Genomic DNA, 16,629 nt, shown 5'->3' with positions numbered 1-16,629 from the left:
CAAGGATCTACCCATGCATTGCCAAACCATTGTTCTGGGCGCCGGGATTGTCGGCGTCAGTACCGCACTCCAGCTACAGGCCCGTGGCCGCCAGGTGGTGCTCATCGACCGCCAGCAGCCGGGCAAAGGCACCAGCCACGGCAACGCCGGGCTGATCGAGCGTGCCAGCGTGATCCCCTATTCCTTCCCCCGCGAGCTGACGAGCCTGTTGCGCTACGCCCGCAACCAGCAGTCGGACGTGCGCTACAGCCTCAAGCACCTGCCCAAGGCCGGTCCCTGGTTGCTGCAATACTGGCGGCATTCCGGGGCCAAGGGCCTGGCCACCGCGACCAAGGCCATGCTGCCGCTGGTGGAGCGTTGCGTCAGTGAACATGACCTGCTCTCGACGCCAGCCGGCATGGACCATCTGATCAAGGCCGGCGGTTGGGTCGAGGCCTACAGCTCGATCCCGGCTTTCTTCAAGGCACAGAAGGACGCCGAAGCACTGCAGCGCTACGGCCTCAATTACCAGGTGCTCGACCGCGACGAACTGCGGGCGCGGCAACCCGGCCTGCACAGCAGTGTGATCGGTGGCATCCACTGGCTCGACCCCAAGACCGTCAGCGATCCCGGTGGCCTGACCCGTGGCTATGCCGAGCTGTTCGTCGAGCGCGGTGGCGTGTTTGCCCTGGGCGACGCCCTCTCCCTGCGCCAGAGCGAGGGTAAATGGCAGGTGCAGACCGAGCAGGGCCTGGTGATCGGCGACGAAGCCGTGGTCGCACTCGGCCCGCAAGCACGGGGCGTCTTCGAACCCCTGGGCTACAAGATTCCGCTGGCGATCAAGCGCGGCTATCACATGCACTATGCCGCCCTGCCGGGCAGTTGCCTGCAACAACCCTTGCTCGACCCTATCGGCGGTTACGTGCTGGCGCCGATGGTGGGCGGGGTGCGCCTGACCACCGGGATCGAGTTCGCCGACAGCGACGACCCGATCAACGAAATCCAGTTGCGCCGCTGCGAAGCGCTGGCGCGCACGTTCTACCCGCTGGGCGAACGCCTGGACGCCGAACCCTGGCTGGGTCGCCGCCCGTGCCTGCCGGACATGTGCCCGGTGATCGGCCCGGCAGCGCGGCACCCGGGCCTGTGGTTCAACTTTGGCCACGCCCACCATGGCCTGACGCTCGGCCCGGTCTGCGGCCGCTTGCTGGCCGAAATGATGACCGGCGCCACCCCGTTCACCGACCCTGCCCCTTACAGCGCCGAGCGCTTCCATTGATTGCCGGAGACCCGACCATGCCTGCCCTCTCTGCCCGTATCGATACGCCGCTCGCCGTGCAACCCGACACCCGTAAAGTGGTGGTGGATATCGCCGCCCTGAACAAGTTCTATGGCGCCTTCCATGTCTTGCACGACATCAACCTGCAGGTACGCGAAGGCGAACGCATCGTCTTGTGCGGGCCCTCCGGCTCCGGCAAGTCGACCCTGATCCGCTGCATCAACCGCCTGGAAATCGCCGAGAAAGGCCGCATCCTGGTCAACAACACCGACCTGTCCCAGAACACCCGCGAGGCGGCCAAGGTGCGCAGCGAAGTGGGCATGGTGTTCCAGCATTTCAATCTGTTCCCGCACATGAGCGTGCTCGACAACTGCACCCTGGCGCCGATCTCGGTGCGCGGCCTGAGCCGCAAAAAGGCCGAGGAACTGGCCGAGCATTTCCTGCAGAAAGTGGGTATCGCCAGCCAGGCCAGCAAGTACCCCAGCCAGCTCTCCGGCGGCCAGCAACAGCGCGTGGCCATCGCCCGGGCGTTGTGCATGGAACCGAAAATCATGCTGTTCGACGAGCCCACCTCGGCGCTCGACCCGGAGATGGTCAGCGAAGTGCTGGATGTGATGGTGAAACTGGCTGGCAGCGGCATGACCATGCTCTGCGTGACCCACGAGATGGGCTTTGCCCGGCAAGTGGCCGAGCGCGTGCTGTTTCTCGACGGCGGCCAGATCATCGAGGACGCGCCACCCGAGGACTTCTTCAACGCGCCGAAAAGCCCACGGGCCAAAGCCTTCCTGGCGCAGATCGTCCATTGACACAAACGGGGCCCGCAGCGTGCTGCGGGCCCCGTCTGACGAACGTCAGGCGACTATTGGGCCATACCCGCTAATCTCCCATAGTGCTTCTTCAGCACTGGAGGTTGGTTATGAATCCCAGACACCCACTGGTCGCCCTGCTGGTCTGCGCGAGCCTGTTTGGCTGCAGCACTTCATCCGAGCACGGGATCAGCATTCCCCTGGCGGCTACCCGGCACAACGCCGGACAAATCGCCAACACCACCCTGGCCAATTGGGACCAGAAGACCGGGTTCGACTTTTTCATCAGCGGCGTGCCCACCGGCACCTCCCTGCCCCTGCGTATCTACACCTTCATCCATAAGGGCAGTTGCCAGCAGCCGGGCCCGGTGGCCTATGCGATGAACAGCCAGGTCACCACCGAACGCGCCGCCGTCACCGGCTGGACCTTTTCCAGAACCGCCCCCATCGCCCTGCCGGAATTGCTGGCCGGCCAGTACTCGATCGTCGTGCGATCGGCACCGGAGGACGGCAACCTGGACCTGTTCTGTGGCGACATTCCCCAGAGCGGCACCGTGAAGTAATCGGGGCGCGATCAGCTCTCGGCCGGGCTGCCGGAATCCTGGCTGGCTTGCGCTGCCAGCTTCAAACGGTCGGCCTTGCTGATGTACTTGTCCTTGTTGACCGGCGCCAGTTTGGCGCTGGCCTTTTTCGCGTGAGCTTTTAGCAACTGCTTGATCTTTTTACGGCGGTTCATGGTGTTCTACTCAGGGTGACAATGGCGCGATGGTAGCAGCTAACGGTCTTGAAGCAGGACCCCATGGCGCGTCCTGGATGCAGGACACTGGACACGTACAGAAATTAATCCTGTAGGTGGCCGCCATGAGACCGTTGGGGGCCAGGACAGTCGGCCTGCCCTGCCCCCGGTTGACGCGGGTTAACCCTTGATTGCAGCCTCAATGGCCGCGACATCGATTTTGCCCATTTCCATCATCGCGGCGAAGGCACGCTTGGCCACCGCTCGATCGGGGTGAGTGAACGCCGCCGTGAGCACCCTGGGGGTGATCTGCCACGACAGTCCCCAGCGGTCCTTGCACCAGCCGCAGGCGCTGGCCTCGCCACCGTTGCCGACAATCGCGTCCCACAGGCGGTCGGTTTCGGCCTGATCGTCGGTCGCGACCTGGAACGAAAACGCCTCGTTGTGCTTGAACGCCGGCCCGCCGTTCAATCCCAGGCAAGGGATGCCCATCACATTGAACTCCACCGTCAACACATCGCCCTGCTTGCCAGCCGGGTAGTCGCCGGGCGCGCGATGCACAGCGCCCACCGTGCTGTCCGGGAAGGTCTTGGCGTAGAAGGTCGCCGCGTCCAGGGCATCGCCGTTGAACCACAGACAGATCGTATTCTTGCTGACCATTTTGTTTCTCCAGAATTGGCACAGACCGGTTCATTCTAGCTGCACTGTTCAATGGCAGGCGCGCGCCGACTCCACCAGCGGGACTGCGTTCTGGCTGGCCCTCGAGGACGAACGAGCGCTGGGCCTGATCGGCATGTGGGTGGACGCGGTGAAATCCCGCGCACAGGAACAAGGCCATGGGCGGGTGTTCCTCGATGTCGCACCGGACAACCACCGCGCGGCGAATTTCTACCTCAGGCAGGGTTTCGTCTTCATCGATGAGTGCCCCCACTGGCCTGTCACCCGCAGATTCTGGTCCAGACCATGATCTGGCAGGCAAACCACTGAAATTCAGGGTAAAAAGCCGCGTTTGCATGTGTTTCCCGGAGGCTGCCCGGCGTCGCAGTTCTTTACTGCCCGCCCCCTTTTCGTCTGGAGTTCACCCGATGCCCGCGTCCAAATCCTTGCCCACTGCATTACTGGGCCTGGCCCTGGCCTGTCCGGCCATGGCCGAGGCGCAGGGCCTGGAGTTGGGCCAGGTGCTGATCGGTGCCGAGGAGCGCAGCGGCGAAGACGCCTCGGTGGAGGACGCCAAGGCCCGGTTGGCCCAGGTGCCCGGTGGCACTAACGTGGTCGACCTGCGCCGCCCGCTCCAGGGCCGGGTGGCCAGCAACCAGGATGTGCTGGCCTATCAGCCCGGGATCTACGCCCAGTCCGCGGGCAACGAAGGGGTCAAGATCTCGATCCGTGGTTCGGGGATCAACCGCGCTCCCGGTGCCCACGCCTCGGGACTGTACGCCATGCTCGACGGCCTGCCCCTGACCGGCCCCGGCGGCACCCCCTATGAACTGCTCGAACCGCTGTGGCTCAACCGCGTGGAGGTGCTGCGCGGCGCCAACGGTTTCGACCGGGGCGCCCTGGCCCTGGGCGGCGCCATCGACTACGTCAGCCACACCGGCTATGACTCACCGCTGTTGCAGGTGCGCTACGGGATGGGCAGCCACGGCTACCAGCAGCGCCAGGTCAGCTCCGGCCAGGTGCTGGGCGACTTCGATTACTACCTGGCCGTGACCGATGCCCGCTCCGATGGCTATCAGGATCACACCGCCAGCGACAGCCAGGGCTTCATCGCCAACCTCGGCTACCGCTTCAACCCGAACCTGGAAACCCGCTTCTACCTGCGCTACCGCCAGACCGACAACGACCTGGCCGGGCGGGTCAGCAAGTACTCGATCGAGCACGACCCACGGGCCGCCAACCCCGCCTACGTGGCGCGCGACGATCGCCGCGAGCAACCGGGCAGCACCTTCATCGGCAACAAGACCACCTACTACATCGACGACGATTCGAGCATCCAGACCGGCCTGGTCTACCACGACTACCCGATGGACCTGCGCGAAGGACTGAACCGCCTGAAAGTCGCCTACAGCGATGTCAGTGGCACCTTCGACTACAAGCGCCGCGACACCCTCTGGGGCCTGGAAAGCCAGAGCACCCTGGGCCTGCGCACCACCAAACACCTGCCCAACGCCGGCGCCAGCGAAGAAGTGCGCATCCCCATCGGCAACACCGCCGGCTACGCACCCGGCACGCCGATGCGCGACTTCACCTACCAGGGATCGGACTCCGTGCTGCACGCCGGCAACGACCTGGAAATCGCCGACGACCTGTGGCTGACCACCGGCCTCGCCGCCCTCTACACCCGCCGCGAAAGCGCCGTCACCTACCCCGAGGAAGGCGGCAAGACCAGCCTGCACCACTGGGACTACGCCGCCCGCCTGGGCCTGCGCTACCAACTGACGCCCGGCCTGCAAGTGTTCGGCAACCTCAGCCGCTCGGTGGAAGCGCCCCACCCCTGGTCGATGATCTACAGCTCCAACATTCGTTTTCCGAAAGACAGCGGCGCCGCCACCGGTACCCAGCGCGCGCCGATCGAACTGCAAAACCAGACCGCCACCACCCTCGAGCTGGGCGGGCGCGGCGACGCCACCCTCGGGCAATGGAGCCTGTCCTGGTACTACGCCCAGGTCCGCCATGAACTGCTCTCCGTCCTGCCGGACGCCAACACCATCACCCCCTACGAACTCAACGCCAGCCCCACCGTGCACCAGGGCGTGGAAGCCAGCCTGCAAAGCACCCTGTGGGCATCGCCAACCGGCGAGCAACTGAGCCTGCGCCAGAGCTACACCTTCAGCGACTTCCACTACCGCGACGACGACCACTTCGGCGACAACCGCCTGCCCGGCCTGCCGATGCACTACTACCAGGGCGAACTGCGCTACGACTGGCCCCTGGGCTTCTTCGCCGCCCTCAACACCCAACTGGTCTCCAAAGTCGCCGTCGACTACGCCAACAGCGAATACGCCGACCCCTACGCCCTCTTCGGCGCCACCTTGGGCTACAACGCCCCCAAGGGCGACTGGCAAACCTGGCTGGACCTGCGCAATTTGACGGATAAACGGTACGCGGCGACGGTTACGCCGGGGTATGACGATAAAGGGTTGGATGCGGCACGGTCGACGCCTGGGGAGGGGTTTGGGGTTTATGCGGGGGTTTCTTGGAGTTTGCGGTGAGGGGGAAAGATCAGTGGAGGGGCAGCTAGCGACCCACAGCGGCCGTTGATGGGAGGCAGCTATCGGCCGATTCTGTTGAAAAAGTCGGTACTTCCAGACTGCCCACGTACTGACTGCTCAACATGCCTTTTTTGCGCGTCGCTATGCGAAATCTGAGCCGCGAATCCTCTGCTCAACGTGAAGATTTCAATCTCAAGCGCATACTTCTCTACCGTGGAAACCATGGCCGACTTTTTCAACAGAATCGGCCAGTAGCGGACGTTGGTGGCCCGATTTTATCGGCCATTAGCAGCCGCTTACGAAGCAAACACAACAATGGTCCGGTCTGCCAGACTTATTTGCCTCATTAGCTTCCACACAGCTTGCTAATGTCACGCGAGTCGGGATAGATCGTTTTCAAACCTCAACTCATCATGTGTAGTCGCCAGGTCTATTTATGCCGCTGAGTTTTCATAAAATGCACGCCAATGGCGATGATTTCGTTATCGTGGACTCGCGAAACTCACCCAATCCAATCACAAGCAATTTGGCTCGGAGAATGGGAGATCGCAACCGAGGAATCGGCTTCAATCAACTCGCTGTGATGCTCGATTGCGATGATGCAGATGCGCGTTTGGTGTTCTGGAATGCGGATGGCTCACCGCTGGACGCTTGCGGCAGCGCAACGCGGGGGGCGGCAGATATGCTGATGCGCGAATCCAATATGACTTCGGTAGCACTGCGAACCAACCGTGGCCTACTGACTTGCGAACGTACTTCAACCGGCGCTATTTCCGTCAATATGGGAAAGCCGCTTTTCAACTGGGTGGATATTCCTCTGGCTCTTGAAATGGATACTTCAGTGTTGCCACTTGCCGGTGAACCAACAGCATGCAGCATGGGAAATCCGCACTGCACCTACTTCGTGGATGACCTGACAGCCGTTGAAATAGAGACGATTGGACCAGCAATTGAAACCAACCCCTTGTTTCCCCTAAGGACGAACGTGCATTTCGTCCGGATCATTGACCGAGCGCGCATTCGGTTGCGTATTTGGGAGCGCGGTGGGGGTATTCCGCTGGGTTCAGGCTCCTGCTCTTGTGGCGCCGCCGTTAATGGAATTCGTCGTGGCTTGTTAGACCGTTGCGTTGAGGTTGAATGTGACGGCGGGGCTGTGACGGTTCAATGGGATGGCGTGGGACCGGTCTTTCTCACCGGGCCGGTGGAGACGATTTATTCCGGAACAATCATGGATACTCTGTTGAAAGTTTGATTTTAGACAGGACAGCATGAAGGGCTGCAATGGGTCGTTTTCAGCCGGTCGCGACAGACAGAAATCGGCCAATTGCGGGCACTGGAGGCAGCACACATCCGTCCTTATCAGCGAAGCATTCCTCGCATGGCCATAGCGATCCCTGATCGCGTCATCGCCGGGCAAAACGTACCAGCGTACCTAGCATAAAAAGTCACTGTATCGGAGTTTATTGTGGAATCTGTGTCTGACTGTCGGCCCCTTCGCTCGCTAGCATTGATGCTCTCGCGGCGAAGAACGTGATGAAATCTTCAACCAGGCACTGATACCGACCAGCGCCAAGAGGGATCGAAATGTTCGACAGTACCGCGGTGCTCACTGTTTTCTGGGTTTATCTGGCGGGCGTAGTGATTCCGGGGCCGAACTTCGTCGCCGTTGTTCACAAGGCAGTAGCTGCCACACGTGCAGAGGCGCTGGCCTTAGTCGCCGGTATAGTGACCGTGAACCTGCTCTGGTCTGGCTGTGCGATCACAGGACTGGGCCTTGTGTTTGCAGCCTTCCCATGGGCGGTACTGGTTGTGAAAATAATGGGGGCTGCGTACCTGATGTGGTTTGGCGTACGTCTGATCGTTAAAGCAGGCAAGCATCCCGCCCTACGGCCTTGCGAGGGCCCGGCTGGCAGCGCCCGGAAATCTTTCTTTCAGGGTGTCGTTACCAACATCGGCAATCCTAAATCCATAGCCTTCTACGCCGCCGTCTTTTCAGCAGCAGCCCCCGCCCACCCCTCGGTCAGCACCTTCGTCTCAATGCTGGTGGTTGTGGTGGTCGTTTCGCTGGCCTGGTATGGACTGGTTGCGGTGGCTTTGTCGCAACCAAAGATTTCCTCGGCGTATCAGAATGCTAGGAAAGTGATTGATCGCCTGTGCGGTGGTCTGATTCTGGGCCTGGGAGTACGACAGCTGACCTGAGTATTGAATCGACCGCAAGACGTGTGGAGATTCCACCATCGGCCAGAAGCGGTCGGTCGTGACCGTCTGCGTTCGACCCACAGCAGCCATCGGTGACTGCTAAAGAACTCCAGATTGCCACTACTCGTGACGTCATATTGAAGTGGCGACCTCTGGTGAGGCCGCCCTTTTCCAGCTGATGTGGTCAGTTGCCCGCTGGCAATGGCAAGTTGATGCCTTCTTTTTTTAGGGTGTCACGCACGTATTGGAATTTCTGGTACTGCGATAGCTCGATCGGCCCGTCGTAACCCATACTTTGCAATTTCCGTGGTGGGTAATCGACGTAAGTTTTCATCAGTTTTATGATCGCGCCGGTAATCGGCACCATCGTCCAGGTACGTTCGGTAAAGTTGTTCATGAAGAGGTCATAACGCTCTTGCGGGTCTTGCCACAAGTCAAAGACCTGCGGCACGGTGGCCACATATTTTTCGGCGCCTTTCCATCCCAAGTTAGTGTCCACCGCCAAGCCACCGGTTTGCGCGCCATCATCGCCGCGCAGGTTGAATACAGCCTTATAGTTTCCAACACGGGCAGCGCCCGGGGATAATTCGTTCTCGGTGAAATAGAACCATTCCTTGCGCGGAGAAGGGCCACTGCCAGTGAGTACCGGGGTCATGTCGTAGCTGTCGAAGATGATGGGCTGGCCTTCGCGATCTTTTTCCGGCAGCTTCACGCCAGCGACAGAAGCGAAAGTCGCCATCAAGTCCAGGCCACCGAGCATCTCGTGGTTTTTGGTGTCTGGCTTGATCTTGTCTGGCCAGACGGCAATTGCCGGTACTCGGTTGCCGCCTTCACGCACCGTGCCCTTGGTCCCACGGAACGGGGTGTAGCCGGCGTCGGGATAGACATCCTGCCAAGCTCCGTTGTCAGTGGTGTAAACCACCAGGGTGTTCTTATCCAGGCCGAGTGCCTTTAGCTTGTCCATGATGCGGCCGATGTGGGTATCCAGTTCGACGATGGAGTCGGCGTACTTGGACTTGGACATGGACTTGTGAACGAACTCCGGTGCCGGCATGTTTGGCTGGTGCACTTTCATGAAGTTGACGTTGATGAAAAACGGCTTGTCCGATTTGGCCGCCGTGTCGAGAAACTCCAGGGCGGCTTTTTCGACGTAGTTATCAAAGAACGGAATGCCGACGACGCCGGGTTTGCCGTCTACGACAGGCGTGTCCACGTACTGGCCATTGACCTTGAATTCTTCGATCGGTTTTTCCCCCGCCTTGCCGGATAACGCGCCCTTGGTGACCCGTTGAAACATCTCCCGGGTTTCCGGATCCATGTCCGGGAACCAGGTCGGGTCAGCGTAGGTGTAGGCGTTGAGGTGGTACAGGCCTACGTACTTCATCACGTCATAACCTTGCGCATTGGGTAACGCATAATCTGCTTCGCCCAAGTGCCATTTGCCGGTGAAGTAGGTGTCATAGCCCCCGGTTTTCAACACCGATGCCAAGGTCCACTCGGCTGCGGGCAAGCCGCCGCCCTGGCCCTGAAAGGCTACGGTGGTCATGCCGCTGCGATTGGGAATACGCCCCGTTTGCATGGCTGCCCGACCAGGCGTGCAGCTGGGTTGCGCATAAAAAGAGTAGAAAGTGACGCCCTCTGCCGCCAACTCATCGATGCTGGGTGTCGGCATGCCCCGACCGATCCCACCGCCGTAGGGGCCCAAGTCGCCATAGCCAGTATCGTCGGAGACGATAAACAGAATATTGGTCTTTTCCGTTTGAGCCGCGTGGGCAAATCCGTTCAATGACAATAGTGCAGCAAACACGACAGACAGCTTGAAACGATCCGATAGCTTGTCCATACCAGCAATCCTCGTTGTTTCATTGTGTTGGCAACCTGGTGATGAGTGCACAACTACATTGACACTTGGTGCGTTGACCACCGAGTAATTAGCCTAGGTACTGCGTACAGAATCATTTCCCCTTCCTGCATGACCATGCACAAGTTAAGGCGCAGGATACAGTCTAGTGCGGTTTTTCAGGTGTGCGTGGTAAGTGCTCTCGCTGTATCAATAGACGCTTTTTGAAGAGACCATCTTCTGTTTTGGTCTAATAAAGTTTTGGGACACTCCTTTCAATGGGGGAAATTTCGCCCCGATGAAGAGGGGCTATTGATCGATGGCTCAACGGAGCGTTAGTTAATACGAATTAATCCGACTGACCGGAGATAGTTTTCCCCGATGAACATCTTTTAGATACCTGATCTAAGCTCATTGGCGGCAGGGTCACCCTCAGCTTTATCACCGCGACACGACAACCCAAACTCTCAATTTCGAGAAAGGAGTTGGAAATGAACAATGGCATTCGACTTGTTCCTTTCATTACCTTTGCGGTGGTATGGCCCGAAATCAGCCTCGCCGCCGATAGTCAGGCCGAGTTGGCCAAGCAAACGCTAAATCCCGTTGCCGCGCTTTACAGTTTGCCGATTCAATACAACTGGAACCAGAAACTCGGACCCAGCGGTGACGGCTACCAAAGTGTCACCAACATCCAGCCAGTGCTGCCCTTCAGCATCAATGACGAGTGGAACCTGATCTCCCGTACCATCCTGCCGATCATTGACCAGCATGGTCTGGTACCTGGCGGCCAGGCGGACAAATCCGGTACGGGGGATGTGACCCAGAGCTTCTTTTTTTCACCCAAGCAGCCGACTTCCAGCGGTTGGATTTGGGGCGCAGGACCGGCCATTCTGGTGCCGACCGGCAGCGATGAGCTTTTGAGCAGTGAGCAATGGGGGTTGGGCCCCACGGTGGTCTTGCTCAAGCAGCATGACGGTTGGACCCGTGGCATTCTCGCCAATCACATCTGGTCGGTGGAAAACAGCCCGCCCGATGACAAGGACAAGGTCAACGCGACTTTCCTGCAGCCTTTCTTCAGCTACACCACCCACACTTACACCACCTTCGGAATTAACACCGAATCCACCTATGACTGGCAGACACGCGAATGGTCAGTGCCAATCAACCTTTTCGTTACCCAGTTGTTCAAGGTCGGCCATCAACCCATGACCCTGCAAGCAGGACCACGTTATTGGGCAGATAGTCCTAAAGATGGTGCTGAGGGCTGGGGATTCCGGGTGGCGTTTACACTGTTGTTTCCCAAGTGAGTGCCAAGTTTCAATGGACCATGTAAGCGCCTGGTTTTGGCCGAGCTCTGCTTGCTGCCACTGTCAGCTTTGGATGGAAGACTTTCGCGACAGGCAGGCTATCGGGTACTCCATACGATTGCGGAAACTGCACATACTACCAAAACATCTACACTGGACTCCCAACTGACTGCTGTAGTCATCAACAGGGTGAGCAGGCAAGTACCACCAACGACTTACCAAATCAGCCATAGGTAGACATCATGAAACTCATGATCTTGGTGCAGCGTACTTGGAGCTCCGTAACTTCTGATAAGCGCCCTATCTCCCACGTCAGGCGACGCTATGGCTCACCACTAACGATATTAGGGTTGAGCCTGATAGCTTCAACGGCAGTGTTCGCTGCAGACCCTCTAGCGTCCTGGAATGAGGGGCCGGCCAAGCAAGCCATCGTTGAATTCGTCAAGGCGACCACCCAGGAAGGTGGTACTCAGTTCGTGGCGCCAGCAGAGCGCATCGCGACGTTCGATCAGGACGGCACGTTGTGGGTCGAGCACCCTGCCTATGGTCAATTGTTCTATTGCCTGAGTCGCGTGCCTGCCGCCGTCGAGGCGAAACCTGAGCTGGCTCAGGTCGAACCGTTCAAGACAGTGTTGTCGGGGGACCATGCCGCCATGGCGAAACTGACCCTTGATGACTATCTGAAAATTGCCATGGTAACCCTGAGCGGCATGCCCACGGACGAGTTCAAGCAGGAAGTCCATGCCTGGCTGGCCAAGGCCAAAGACCCTCGCTGGAAGCGCCCGTTTACCGAGTTGACCTACCAGCCGATGAAGGAAGTCATGCAATACCTGCGTGACAATGGCTACAGAACGTACATCGTCACCGGCGGTGGACAGGATTTCGTTCGCGCCTATTCCGAAGAGGTCTATGGTGTGCCTCCCGAACAGGTCGTCGGCAGTGCCGGGACCACCGAGTATGGCTACGACAAAAGCGGCAAACCGCAGCTAATCAAGCAACCCAAGATACTGCTCAACGACAACGATGCCGGCAAGCCTGAGAACATTTACCTGCTGGTCGGCCGCCAACCCAATGCAGCCTTCGGCAATTCCACTGGTGACAGGCAAATGCTGGAGTACGCCAAGTCCGGCAAGGGTGCCCGCCTAGCGATGCTGGTCCTGCATGACGACGCCGAACGTGAGTACGCCTATGGTCCTGCGCAAGGACTACCGGATACCAAGGTGGGCACCTTTACCGAATCCTTATATACCCAGGCGACAAATGACGGCTGGACTGTGATAAGCATGAAAAAGGACTGGAAGAAGATTTTCGCATTCGAGTGAAATGCAGCTGTAGTTGAATTCCGTTAGGCGATAGCAGCCAATCATGAAGGGCTGCTTTTGGCCGATTTCTGCCTGTCGCCACCGGCGGCAGCCGACCCATTGCGGACATTCATTTCTGCCTCTACAGAGGGATTCAGGGCTCAAAATGCGATTCATGGATTGAATCATCATTTTTCGATAGCGGAACTTCAGAAACGCCACGTCATGTTGCCGGTCAGGGCTTGAATCCAGGCATCGTCGAACTGACCGGAGACTCGGTTGCCCGAGATCGACTTGGTCTGGTCCACCGGCATGTCGCCGAGCCAGACCATGGCCCAACTGACGTTGATGTCGGTGTCTTGGTTCAGAGCATAGGTGGCGCCTGTGGCGATGCGCCAGGACTCGCCCATAGGTACGATCACGCTGCGTTTGCTATCGGAGACAGCGCTGCTGTCGTAGGCCACGCCGACATTCCACAGCCATTGCTCGGAGGCCTGGTACTGCGCGCCAAAGGACAGGTGCCAGGTGTCCTTGAAACCGGCATCGACCGATTTCGACTGCGCGCCAAACGCCGTGGTGTCGACCTGTACGCCGATCTCACCGAATTCCGACCAGTCCTGCCAGTTGGCCGAGGCCAGCAAGGCCCATTGCCGGTCCAGTTGCTGGAACAGGCTGAGGGTTACGGTCTGCGGCACAGTGGTGTCGAGTTTGGTGTTGGTGTCGTTGATGCGTTCCAGCAAACGGCCGTCGCCTTTCACATCCAGCTGGTCTTCGAAGTCCAGGTCGACTTTGCTGGTGTAGGCCAGGCCAATGCGGGTGCCGGATTGCGGGGCATAGATCACCCCGACGTTGGCGCCATAACCCCAGGCACCGTCCTTGTACTTGTACTGACCGTCAGCGCGATCGGTGAAACCGAAGGGAGAGCGGTCGATGGCGGTTTGCGCCTGCAACATGCCGTACATGGCCTTGACGCCAACGCCCACCGACCATTGCTCGTTGAAGCGATACGCCACGCTGGGTACCAGGGACAGACCCAGCAGGCTGGAGTTCTGCGCGAAGTAGCGGCCGGACCAATCGTTGTCGTAGTTGACCGCCAAGCCGAAGTCGCCGTACTGGCCGAAGCCGACGCTCCAATGTTCATCCAGTTCATGGCTGATGAAGAAACTGCCACCGGGGATCGGGTCGAGGGCATTGCCACTGCCGCTGCCGGCCACATTGCTGCCAGCGTCGCGATCGAAGCTCAGGTCGCCATACAGCACTTGCAAGCCGCCGGTGATCTGCGTGCCCCGCAGGTAACTCATACCCGCCGGGTTACTGGCGATGGTCGCTGGGCCTTGGGCCCGGGCGGCGGCACCGGCGTTGGCCAGGCCAGCGTTATCGGTGCCGATTTCGTAGAGCATGATGCCGCCGGCCCAGGCTTGCTGGCAGCACAGCGCGAGGAACGTACAAGCAGGCAGGGCAGTGGTTTTGGTTGGCATGGTTAACCTCTAGCCGTGTTTTGTTGGTGTATGTAACGTTAGGATTACAAACTGAATAAATACCAACCATGAACGCGGTGAACACAATCGCCACAAAGCGCGACTCAACTTAAAAATGACTACCGGCGGTTCATCGAGTCGCGTGCGCAATATCGCCGCAGAAAATATCGGCGCTGCCATCCTCGGGTGAAGTACGCACGACAACGGCGTACTTGCCGGAAAGCAGGTCTGGCATTGTGATGGGCGCGCTTCTGTAAAAGGTCCATCCACCGGTGCCTGCATTGGGTTCGGTGTTGACCTTATCGTTCATTGCGTACGCGACTGGCCCGGGTTGCTGGCAACTGCCTTTGTTGATGAAGGTGTAGATGCGCGGCGGCAGGATGGTCCCGTTTGGAACGCCGGTAATGTAGAAGTCAAAGTTGGTTTTATTACCTTCGCCCGTCAATGTAGTCGTGGCGGTATGACCAGGGTTTTTATGGGTCGCTGCCAACGGAAGATTCATTGATTGGTGTGAGGAGTTGATGCAGCCGAAGAGACTTGCGGTAGTCAATAGCACTGACAGGGGGAGACGGAGTTTCATTGCCAACCTCCAATACTGGAAGAAGTGCGGTGGGGGACTATTGGGTATAGCTCAATAACGTCGCTGTGCGTTCTTGAACGTCTACTTTTATAGCCCGTTAAATCCCTGAAGCCCCCCGGTTTATCAATCAGACGTTGTGAGCTCGCATGCTCACACGCTTGAGCACCTGCAAGTAGGTGGGTGGTTGCGGCACGATGCCGCGCTGGAGCAAAAGTGAATGCAATTTAGGCAACCGGAAATAAGGCGCTGACACCATCAGATGATGCTCAATATGAAAATTGACCCGGATCGGCGCCACGCAAGCGCGGGCGATCCAACACGGAATGTGTGATTCGGGTACTGAGCAGTACGTCCGGACTTGATTCCAGGCAGGCATGCTCCGCGATGGAGCGGATGCGTCTCACTGATCGAACAGACCTGCTGGCAATTGGCGGCTGCGAAGGACTATGCGTCGAATTGCGTCCCGAAAGCCTTCAGCCACAACGTGACCATCCCGCGTAACCCGCAATCCGGTCAGCCAACCGGCCAGAAAGAAGAAAGGGACAGATTTATTTTCTGTACGTTTGACCGCCCGCTTCTGGCCGTTTCCCGCCCGTCACGACAAACGCCTCCCACCTTGTACACCCCCCAACATCGTCCTATCGTTAATCCCCTCGGAGCACCTTTCAAATCGCGCGGCACAACAGCCCCAGTTAACCGCGTGCGGTAAGGAGGTTGGGGCAAGACGTGATTAGATTCAGTGCAAGGAGAATGCTCATGATCCGCAGGTACTATCTAACCGCCCTGACCGCCCTGGCCCTTGCCGTTGGCGGCTCCTGGGTGTCGACACAGGTTTTCGCCACCGATCAGGCTGATCAGCGACAGGAGTCGCGCGATACCAAGCAGGAGGGGCGTGATGCTGCTCGGGAAACCAAGGAAGCCTGCAAGGAAGGCGACGAAAAGAGTCGCGCCGATTGCCGCCAGGACAAGCGCGACACCAAGCAAGACACGCGCGATACGGCGCGTGATATCAAGTACTAGTCAGGTCCACCTCCCCCTGCGCTTCGCTGTGGGGCCAGGACAGGTTGTTGCGGTTGCGCGGCGTGTTGATGACAGCGCCGCGCGCTGCATCCGCAGGTTCAGGCAATCCCGACCAGGGCAGTGCATGTGCGGACGGCACTCGCGCACTTCGCCATGGGTTAGCTGACGCGTTGCCCAACGCGCTCAAGCGCAAGCCTCAACCACCCTCAGCCAAGGCCAGCGTTCCTGATAGCTCTGCGCCTTCTGCGCAAACAATGCCGGCTTGGGGTTTTTCGGGTTGATCCGCAACAATCCCTGCTCCGTGTCGCCCAGCCCATGGGGGGCATAGAGTTCGCCGGTGGTGATGTCCAGGCCGATGCAGGTGCCGGCGATCAGGTAGCGGTCGACGCCGTCTCGGGTGGAGTGCAATTGCGGATAATCGCTGCCGAATCGCTGGCGGTACCACAGGTGGACGCGGGCCTGGTTCTTGAATTCGATGTTGACGTCGAGGTCGTGAAACAGCTGGCGGCCCGCCTGGATGACCTGGTCTTCGGCTTCCCAGGACAGGTCGGGGTCGAAGTAGAAGATGTCGTAGTCCTTTACGCCCCAGTCGAGGGGGCGTTGGGCCTGTTGGTTCCAGATGGCCTGGAACAGGCAGCCGGCGGTGAGCATGCATTGGTTCAGGCCGAGTGCGGGCAGGCGCGCGGTGATGAGGGCGTTGACGGGGTTGGCCAGTGCCACCTCGAGCAGGGTTTCGGCCGTCAGTTCCATGTTGATCCTTTTTTTGGGTGGGGCGCCGGGGCTGGGGATAGCTTAGCGTTGGGGGGGAATAGTTGCATGGGGGTGTGTTGATGAGTTGAGCAGTAGCACGATCTGTAGCAGCTGCCGCAGGCTGTTGCTACAAACGCTCGCGGTC

General features: G+C 59.3%; 16 protein-coding genes. 10 read left to right on the top strand and 6 right to left on the bottom strand.

Translation table 11 applies throughout. The features are described from left to right. Nucleotides 1-13: 13 nt before the first annotated feature. From H7995_RS21125 to H7995_RS21115, 3 genes are all read left to right on the top strand, one after another. A complete protein-coding gene (locus tag H7995_RS21125) occupies nucleotides 14-1,255 on the top strand; it encodes an NAD(P)/FAD-dependent oxidoreductase (RefSeq protein ID WP_166591993.1) in 1,242 nt (413 codons plus the stop codon). A gap of 17 nt (nucleotides 1,256-1,272) precedes the next feature. After that, nucleotides 1,273-2,061: an amino acid ABC transporter ATP-binding protein gene (locus H7995_RS21120; RefSeq protein WP_244647775.1), complete on the top strand. Its 789-nt coding sequence runs from the start codon at nucleotides 1,273-1,275 to the stop codon at nucleotides 2,059-2,061. 110 nt (nucleotides 2,062-2,171) lie between these two features. Then, a complete protein-coding gene (locus H7995_RS21115) occupies nucleotides 2,172-2,624 on the top strand; it encodes a hypothetical protein (protein WP_166591994.1) in 453 nt (150 codons plus the stop codon). Nucleotides 2,625-2,635: 11 nt separating this feature from the next. Here the strand turns inward: H7995_RS21115 and H7995_RS21110 are convergent, their stop codons facing one another. Beyond that, complete coding sequence (locus H7995_RS21110; RefSeq protein ID WP_166591995.1) at nucleotides 2,636-2,797, bottom strand: DUF2986 domain-containing protein; 162 nt, start codon at nucleotides 2,795-2,797, stop codon at nucleotides 2,636-2,638. 180 nt (nucleotides 2,798-2,977) lie between these two features. After that, a complete protein-coding gene (locus H7995_RS21105; protein ID WP_166591996.1) occupies nucleotides 2,978-3,457 on the bottom strand; it encodes a VOC family protein in 480 nt (159 codons plus the stop codon). Between H7995_RS21105 and H7995_RS21100 the strand changes: the two genes are divergently transcribed. From H7995_RS21100 to H7995_RS21085, 4 genes are all read left to right on the top strand, one after another. Next, a complete protein-coding gene (locus H7995_RS21100) occupies nucleotides 3,447-3,764 on the top strand; it encodes a GNAT family N-acetyltransferase (RefSeq protein WP_306109759.1) in 318 nt (105 codons plus the stop codon). The two genes, H7995_RS21105 and H7995_RS21100, sit on opposite strands and share 11 nt — an antisense overlap. A 118-nt stretch (nucleotides 3,765-3,882) precedes the next feature. Further along, nucleotides 3,883-6,009, top strand: a complete 2,127-nt coding sequence (locus tag H7995_RS21095; RefSeq protein ID WP_185818805.1) for a TonB-dependent receptor family protein — start codon at nucleotides 3,883-3,885, stop codon at nucleotides 6,007-6,009. A gap of 436 nt (nucleotides 6,010-6,445) precedes the next feature. Then, nucleotides 6,446-7,261, top strand: coding sequence for a diaminopimelate epimerase (gene dapF / locus H7995_RS21090; protein ID WP_166593109.1), 816 nt, complete (start codon nucleotides 6,446-6,448; stop codon nucleotides 7,259-7,261). A gap of 332 nt (nucleotides 7,262-7,593) precedes the next feature. Next, nucleotides 7,594-8,208: a LysE family translocator gene (locus H7995_RS21085; protein ID WP_166593108.1), complete on the top strand. Its 615-nt coding sequence runs from the start codon at nucleotides 7,594-7,596 to the stop codon at nucleotides 8,206-8,208. 184 nt (nucleotides 8,209-8,392) lie between these two features. Here H7995_RS21085 and H7995_RS21080 read toward each other — a convergent pair whose 3' ends face one another. Then, nucleotides 8,393-10,051, bottom strand: coding sequence for an arylsulfatase (locus H7995_RS21080; RefSeq protein ID WP_166593107.1), 1,659 nt, complete (start codon nucleotides 10,049-10,051; stop codon nucleotides 8,393-8,395). Nucleotides 10,052-10,539: 488 nt separating this feature from the next. Between H7995_RS21080 and H7995_RS21075 the strand changes: the two genes are divergently transcribed. Together H7995_RS21075 and H7995_RS21070 are read left to right on the top strand one after the other, a co-directional pair. After that, nucleotides 10,540-11,355 (top strand): transporter, encoded by an 816-nt coding sequence (locus H7995_RS21075; protein WP_166593106.1) that lies wholly within the window; start codon nucleotides 10,540-10,542, stop codon nucleotides 11,353-11,355. A gap of 242 nt (nucleotides 11,356-11,597) precedes the next feature. Continuing rightward, nucleotides 11,598-12,677: an HAD family hydrolase gene (locus H7995_RS21070; RefSeq protein WP_166593105.1), complete on the top strand. Its 1,080-nt coding sequence runs from the start codon at nucleotides 11,598-11,600 to the stop codon at nucleotides 12,675-12,677. Nucleotides 12,678-12,865: 188 nt separating this feature from the next. Here the strand turns inward: H7995_RS21070 and H7995_RS21065 are convergent, their stop codons facing one another. After that, nucleotides 12,866-14,134: an OmpP1/FadL family transporter gene (locus H7995_RS21065; protein ID WP_185818804.1), complete on the bottom strand. Its 1,269-nt coding sequence runs from the start codon at nucleotides 14,132-14,134 to the stop codon at nucleotides 12,866-12,868. A gap of 130 nt (nucleotides 14,135-14,264) precedes the next feature. Beyond that, nucleotides 14,265-14,714 (bottom strand): hypothetical protein, encoded by a 450-nt coding sequence (locus tag H7995_RS21060; protein ID WP_166593103.1) that lies wholly within the window; start codon nucleotides 14,712-14,714, stop codon nucleotides 14,265-14,267. Between the two features lie 756 nt (nucleotides 14,715-15,470). Between H7995_RS21060 and H7995_RS21055 the strand changes: the two genes are divergently transcribed. Next, nucleotides 15,471-15,734, top strand: a complete 264-nt coding sequence (locus H7995_RS21055; RefSeq protein WP_166593102.1) for a hypothetical protein — start codon at nucleotides 15,471-15,473, stop codon at nucleotides 15,732-15,734. 183 nt (nucleotides 15,735-15,917) lie between these two features. Here the strand turns inward: H7995_RS21055 and H7995_RS21050 are convergent, their stop codons facing one another. Continuing rightward, nucleotides 15,918-16,484, bottom strand: a complete 567-nt coding sequence (locus tag H7995_RS21050; protein WP_182340929.1) for a nucleotidyltransferase family protein — start codon at nucleotides 16,482-16,484, stop codon at nucleotides 15,918-15,920. Nucleotides 16,485-16,629 lie beyond the last annotated feature (145 nt).

It is taken from the genome of Pseudomonas kielensis (assembly GCF_014236655.1).
Taxonomy (GTDB): Bacteria; Pseudomonadota; Gammaproteobacteria; order Pseudomonadales; family Pseudomonadaceae; genus Aquipseudomonas; species Aquipseudomonas kielensis.
This window is presented reverse-complemented; position numbering and strand designations above follow the sequence as displayed.

What these genes read in the sequence shown, in the direction of transcription:
- H7995_RS21125 (WP_166591993.1), top strand. Translation starts at nt 14, where the DNA reads ATGCATTGCCAAACCATTGTTCTGGGCGCCGGGATTGTCGGCGTCAGT.
- H7995_RS21120 (WP_244647775.1), top strand. Translation starts at nt 1,273, where the DNA reads ATGCCTGCCCTCTCTGCCCGTATCGATACGCCGCTCGCCGTGCAACCC.
- H7995_RS21115 (WP_166591994.1), top strand. Translation starts at nt 2,172, where the DNA reads ATGAATCCCAGACACCCACTGGTCGCCCTGCTGGTCTGCGCGAGCCTG.
- H7995_RS21110 (WP_166591995.1), bottom strand. Translation starts at nt 2,797, where the DNA reads ATGAACCGCCGTAAAAAGATCAAGCAGTTGCTAAAAGCTCACGCGAAA.
- H7995_RS21105 (WP_166591996.1), bottom strand. Translation starts at nt 3,457, where the DNA reads ATGGTCAGCAAGAATACGATCTGTCTGTGGTTCAACGGCGATGCCCTG.
- H7995_RS21095 (WP_185818805.1), top strand. Translation starts at nt 3,883, where the DNA reads ATGCCCGCGTCCAAATCCTTGCCCACTGCATTACTGGGCCTGGCCCTG.
- dapF (WP_166593109.1), top strand. Translation starts at nt 6,446, where the DNA reads ATGCCGCTGAGTTTTCATAAAATGCACGCCAATGGCGATGATTTCGTT.
- H7995_RS21085 (WP_166593108.1), top strand. Translation starts at nt 7,594, where the DNA reads ATGTTCGACAGTACCGCGGTGCTCACTGTTTTCTGGGTTTATCTGGCG.
- H7995_RS21080 (WP_166593107.1), bottom strand. Translation starts at nt 10,051, where the DNA reads ATGGACAAGCTATCGGATCGTTTCAAGCTGTCTGTCGTGTTTGCTGCA.
- H7995_RS21075 (WP_166593106.1), top strand. Translation starts at nt 10,540, where the DNA reads ATGAACAATGGCATTCGACTTGTTCCTTTCATTACCTTTGCGGTGGTA.
- H7995_RS21070 (WP_166593105.1), top strand. Translation starts at nt 11,598, where the DNA reads ATGAAACTCATGATCTTGGTGCAGCGTACTTGGAGCTCCGTAACTTCT.
- H7995_RS21065 (WP_185818804.1), bottom strand. Translation starts at nt 14,134, where the DNA reads ATGCCAACCAAAACCACTGCCCTGCCTGCTTGTACGTTCCTCGCGCTG.
- H7995_RS21060 (WP_166593103.1), bottom strand. Translation starts at nt 14,714, where the DNA reads ATGAAACTCCGTCTCCCCCTGTCAGTGCTATTGACTACCGCAAGTCTC.
- H7995_RS21055 (WP_166593102.1), top strand. Translation starts at nt 15,471, where the DNA reads ATGATCCGCAGGTACTATCTAACCGCCCTGACCGCCCTGGCCCTTGCC.
- H7995_RS21050 (WP_182340929.1), bottom strand. Translation starts at nt 16,484, where the DNA reads ATGGAACTGACGGCCGAAACCCTGCTCGAGGTGGCACTGGCCAACCCC.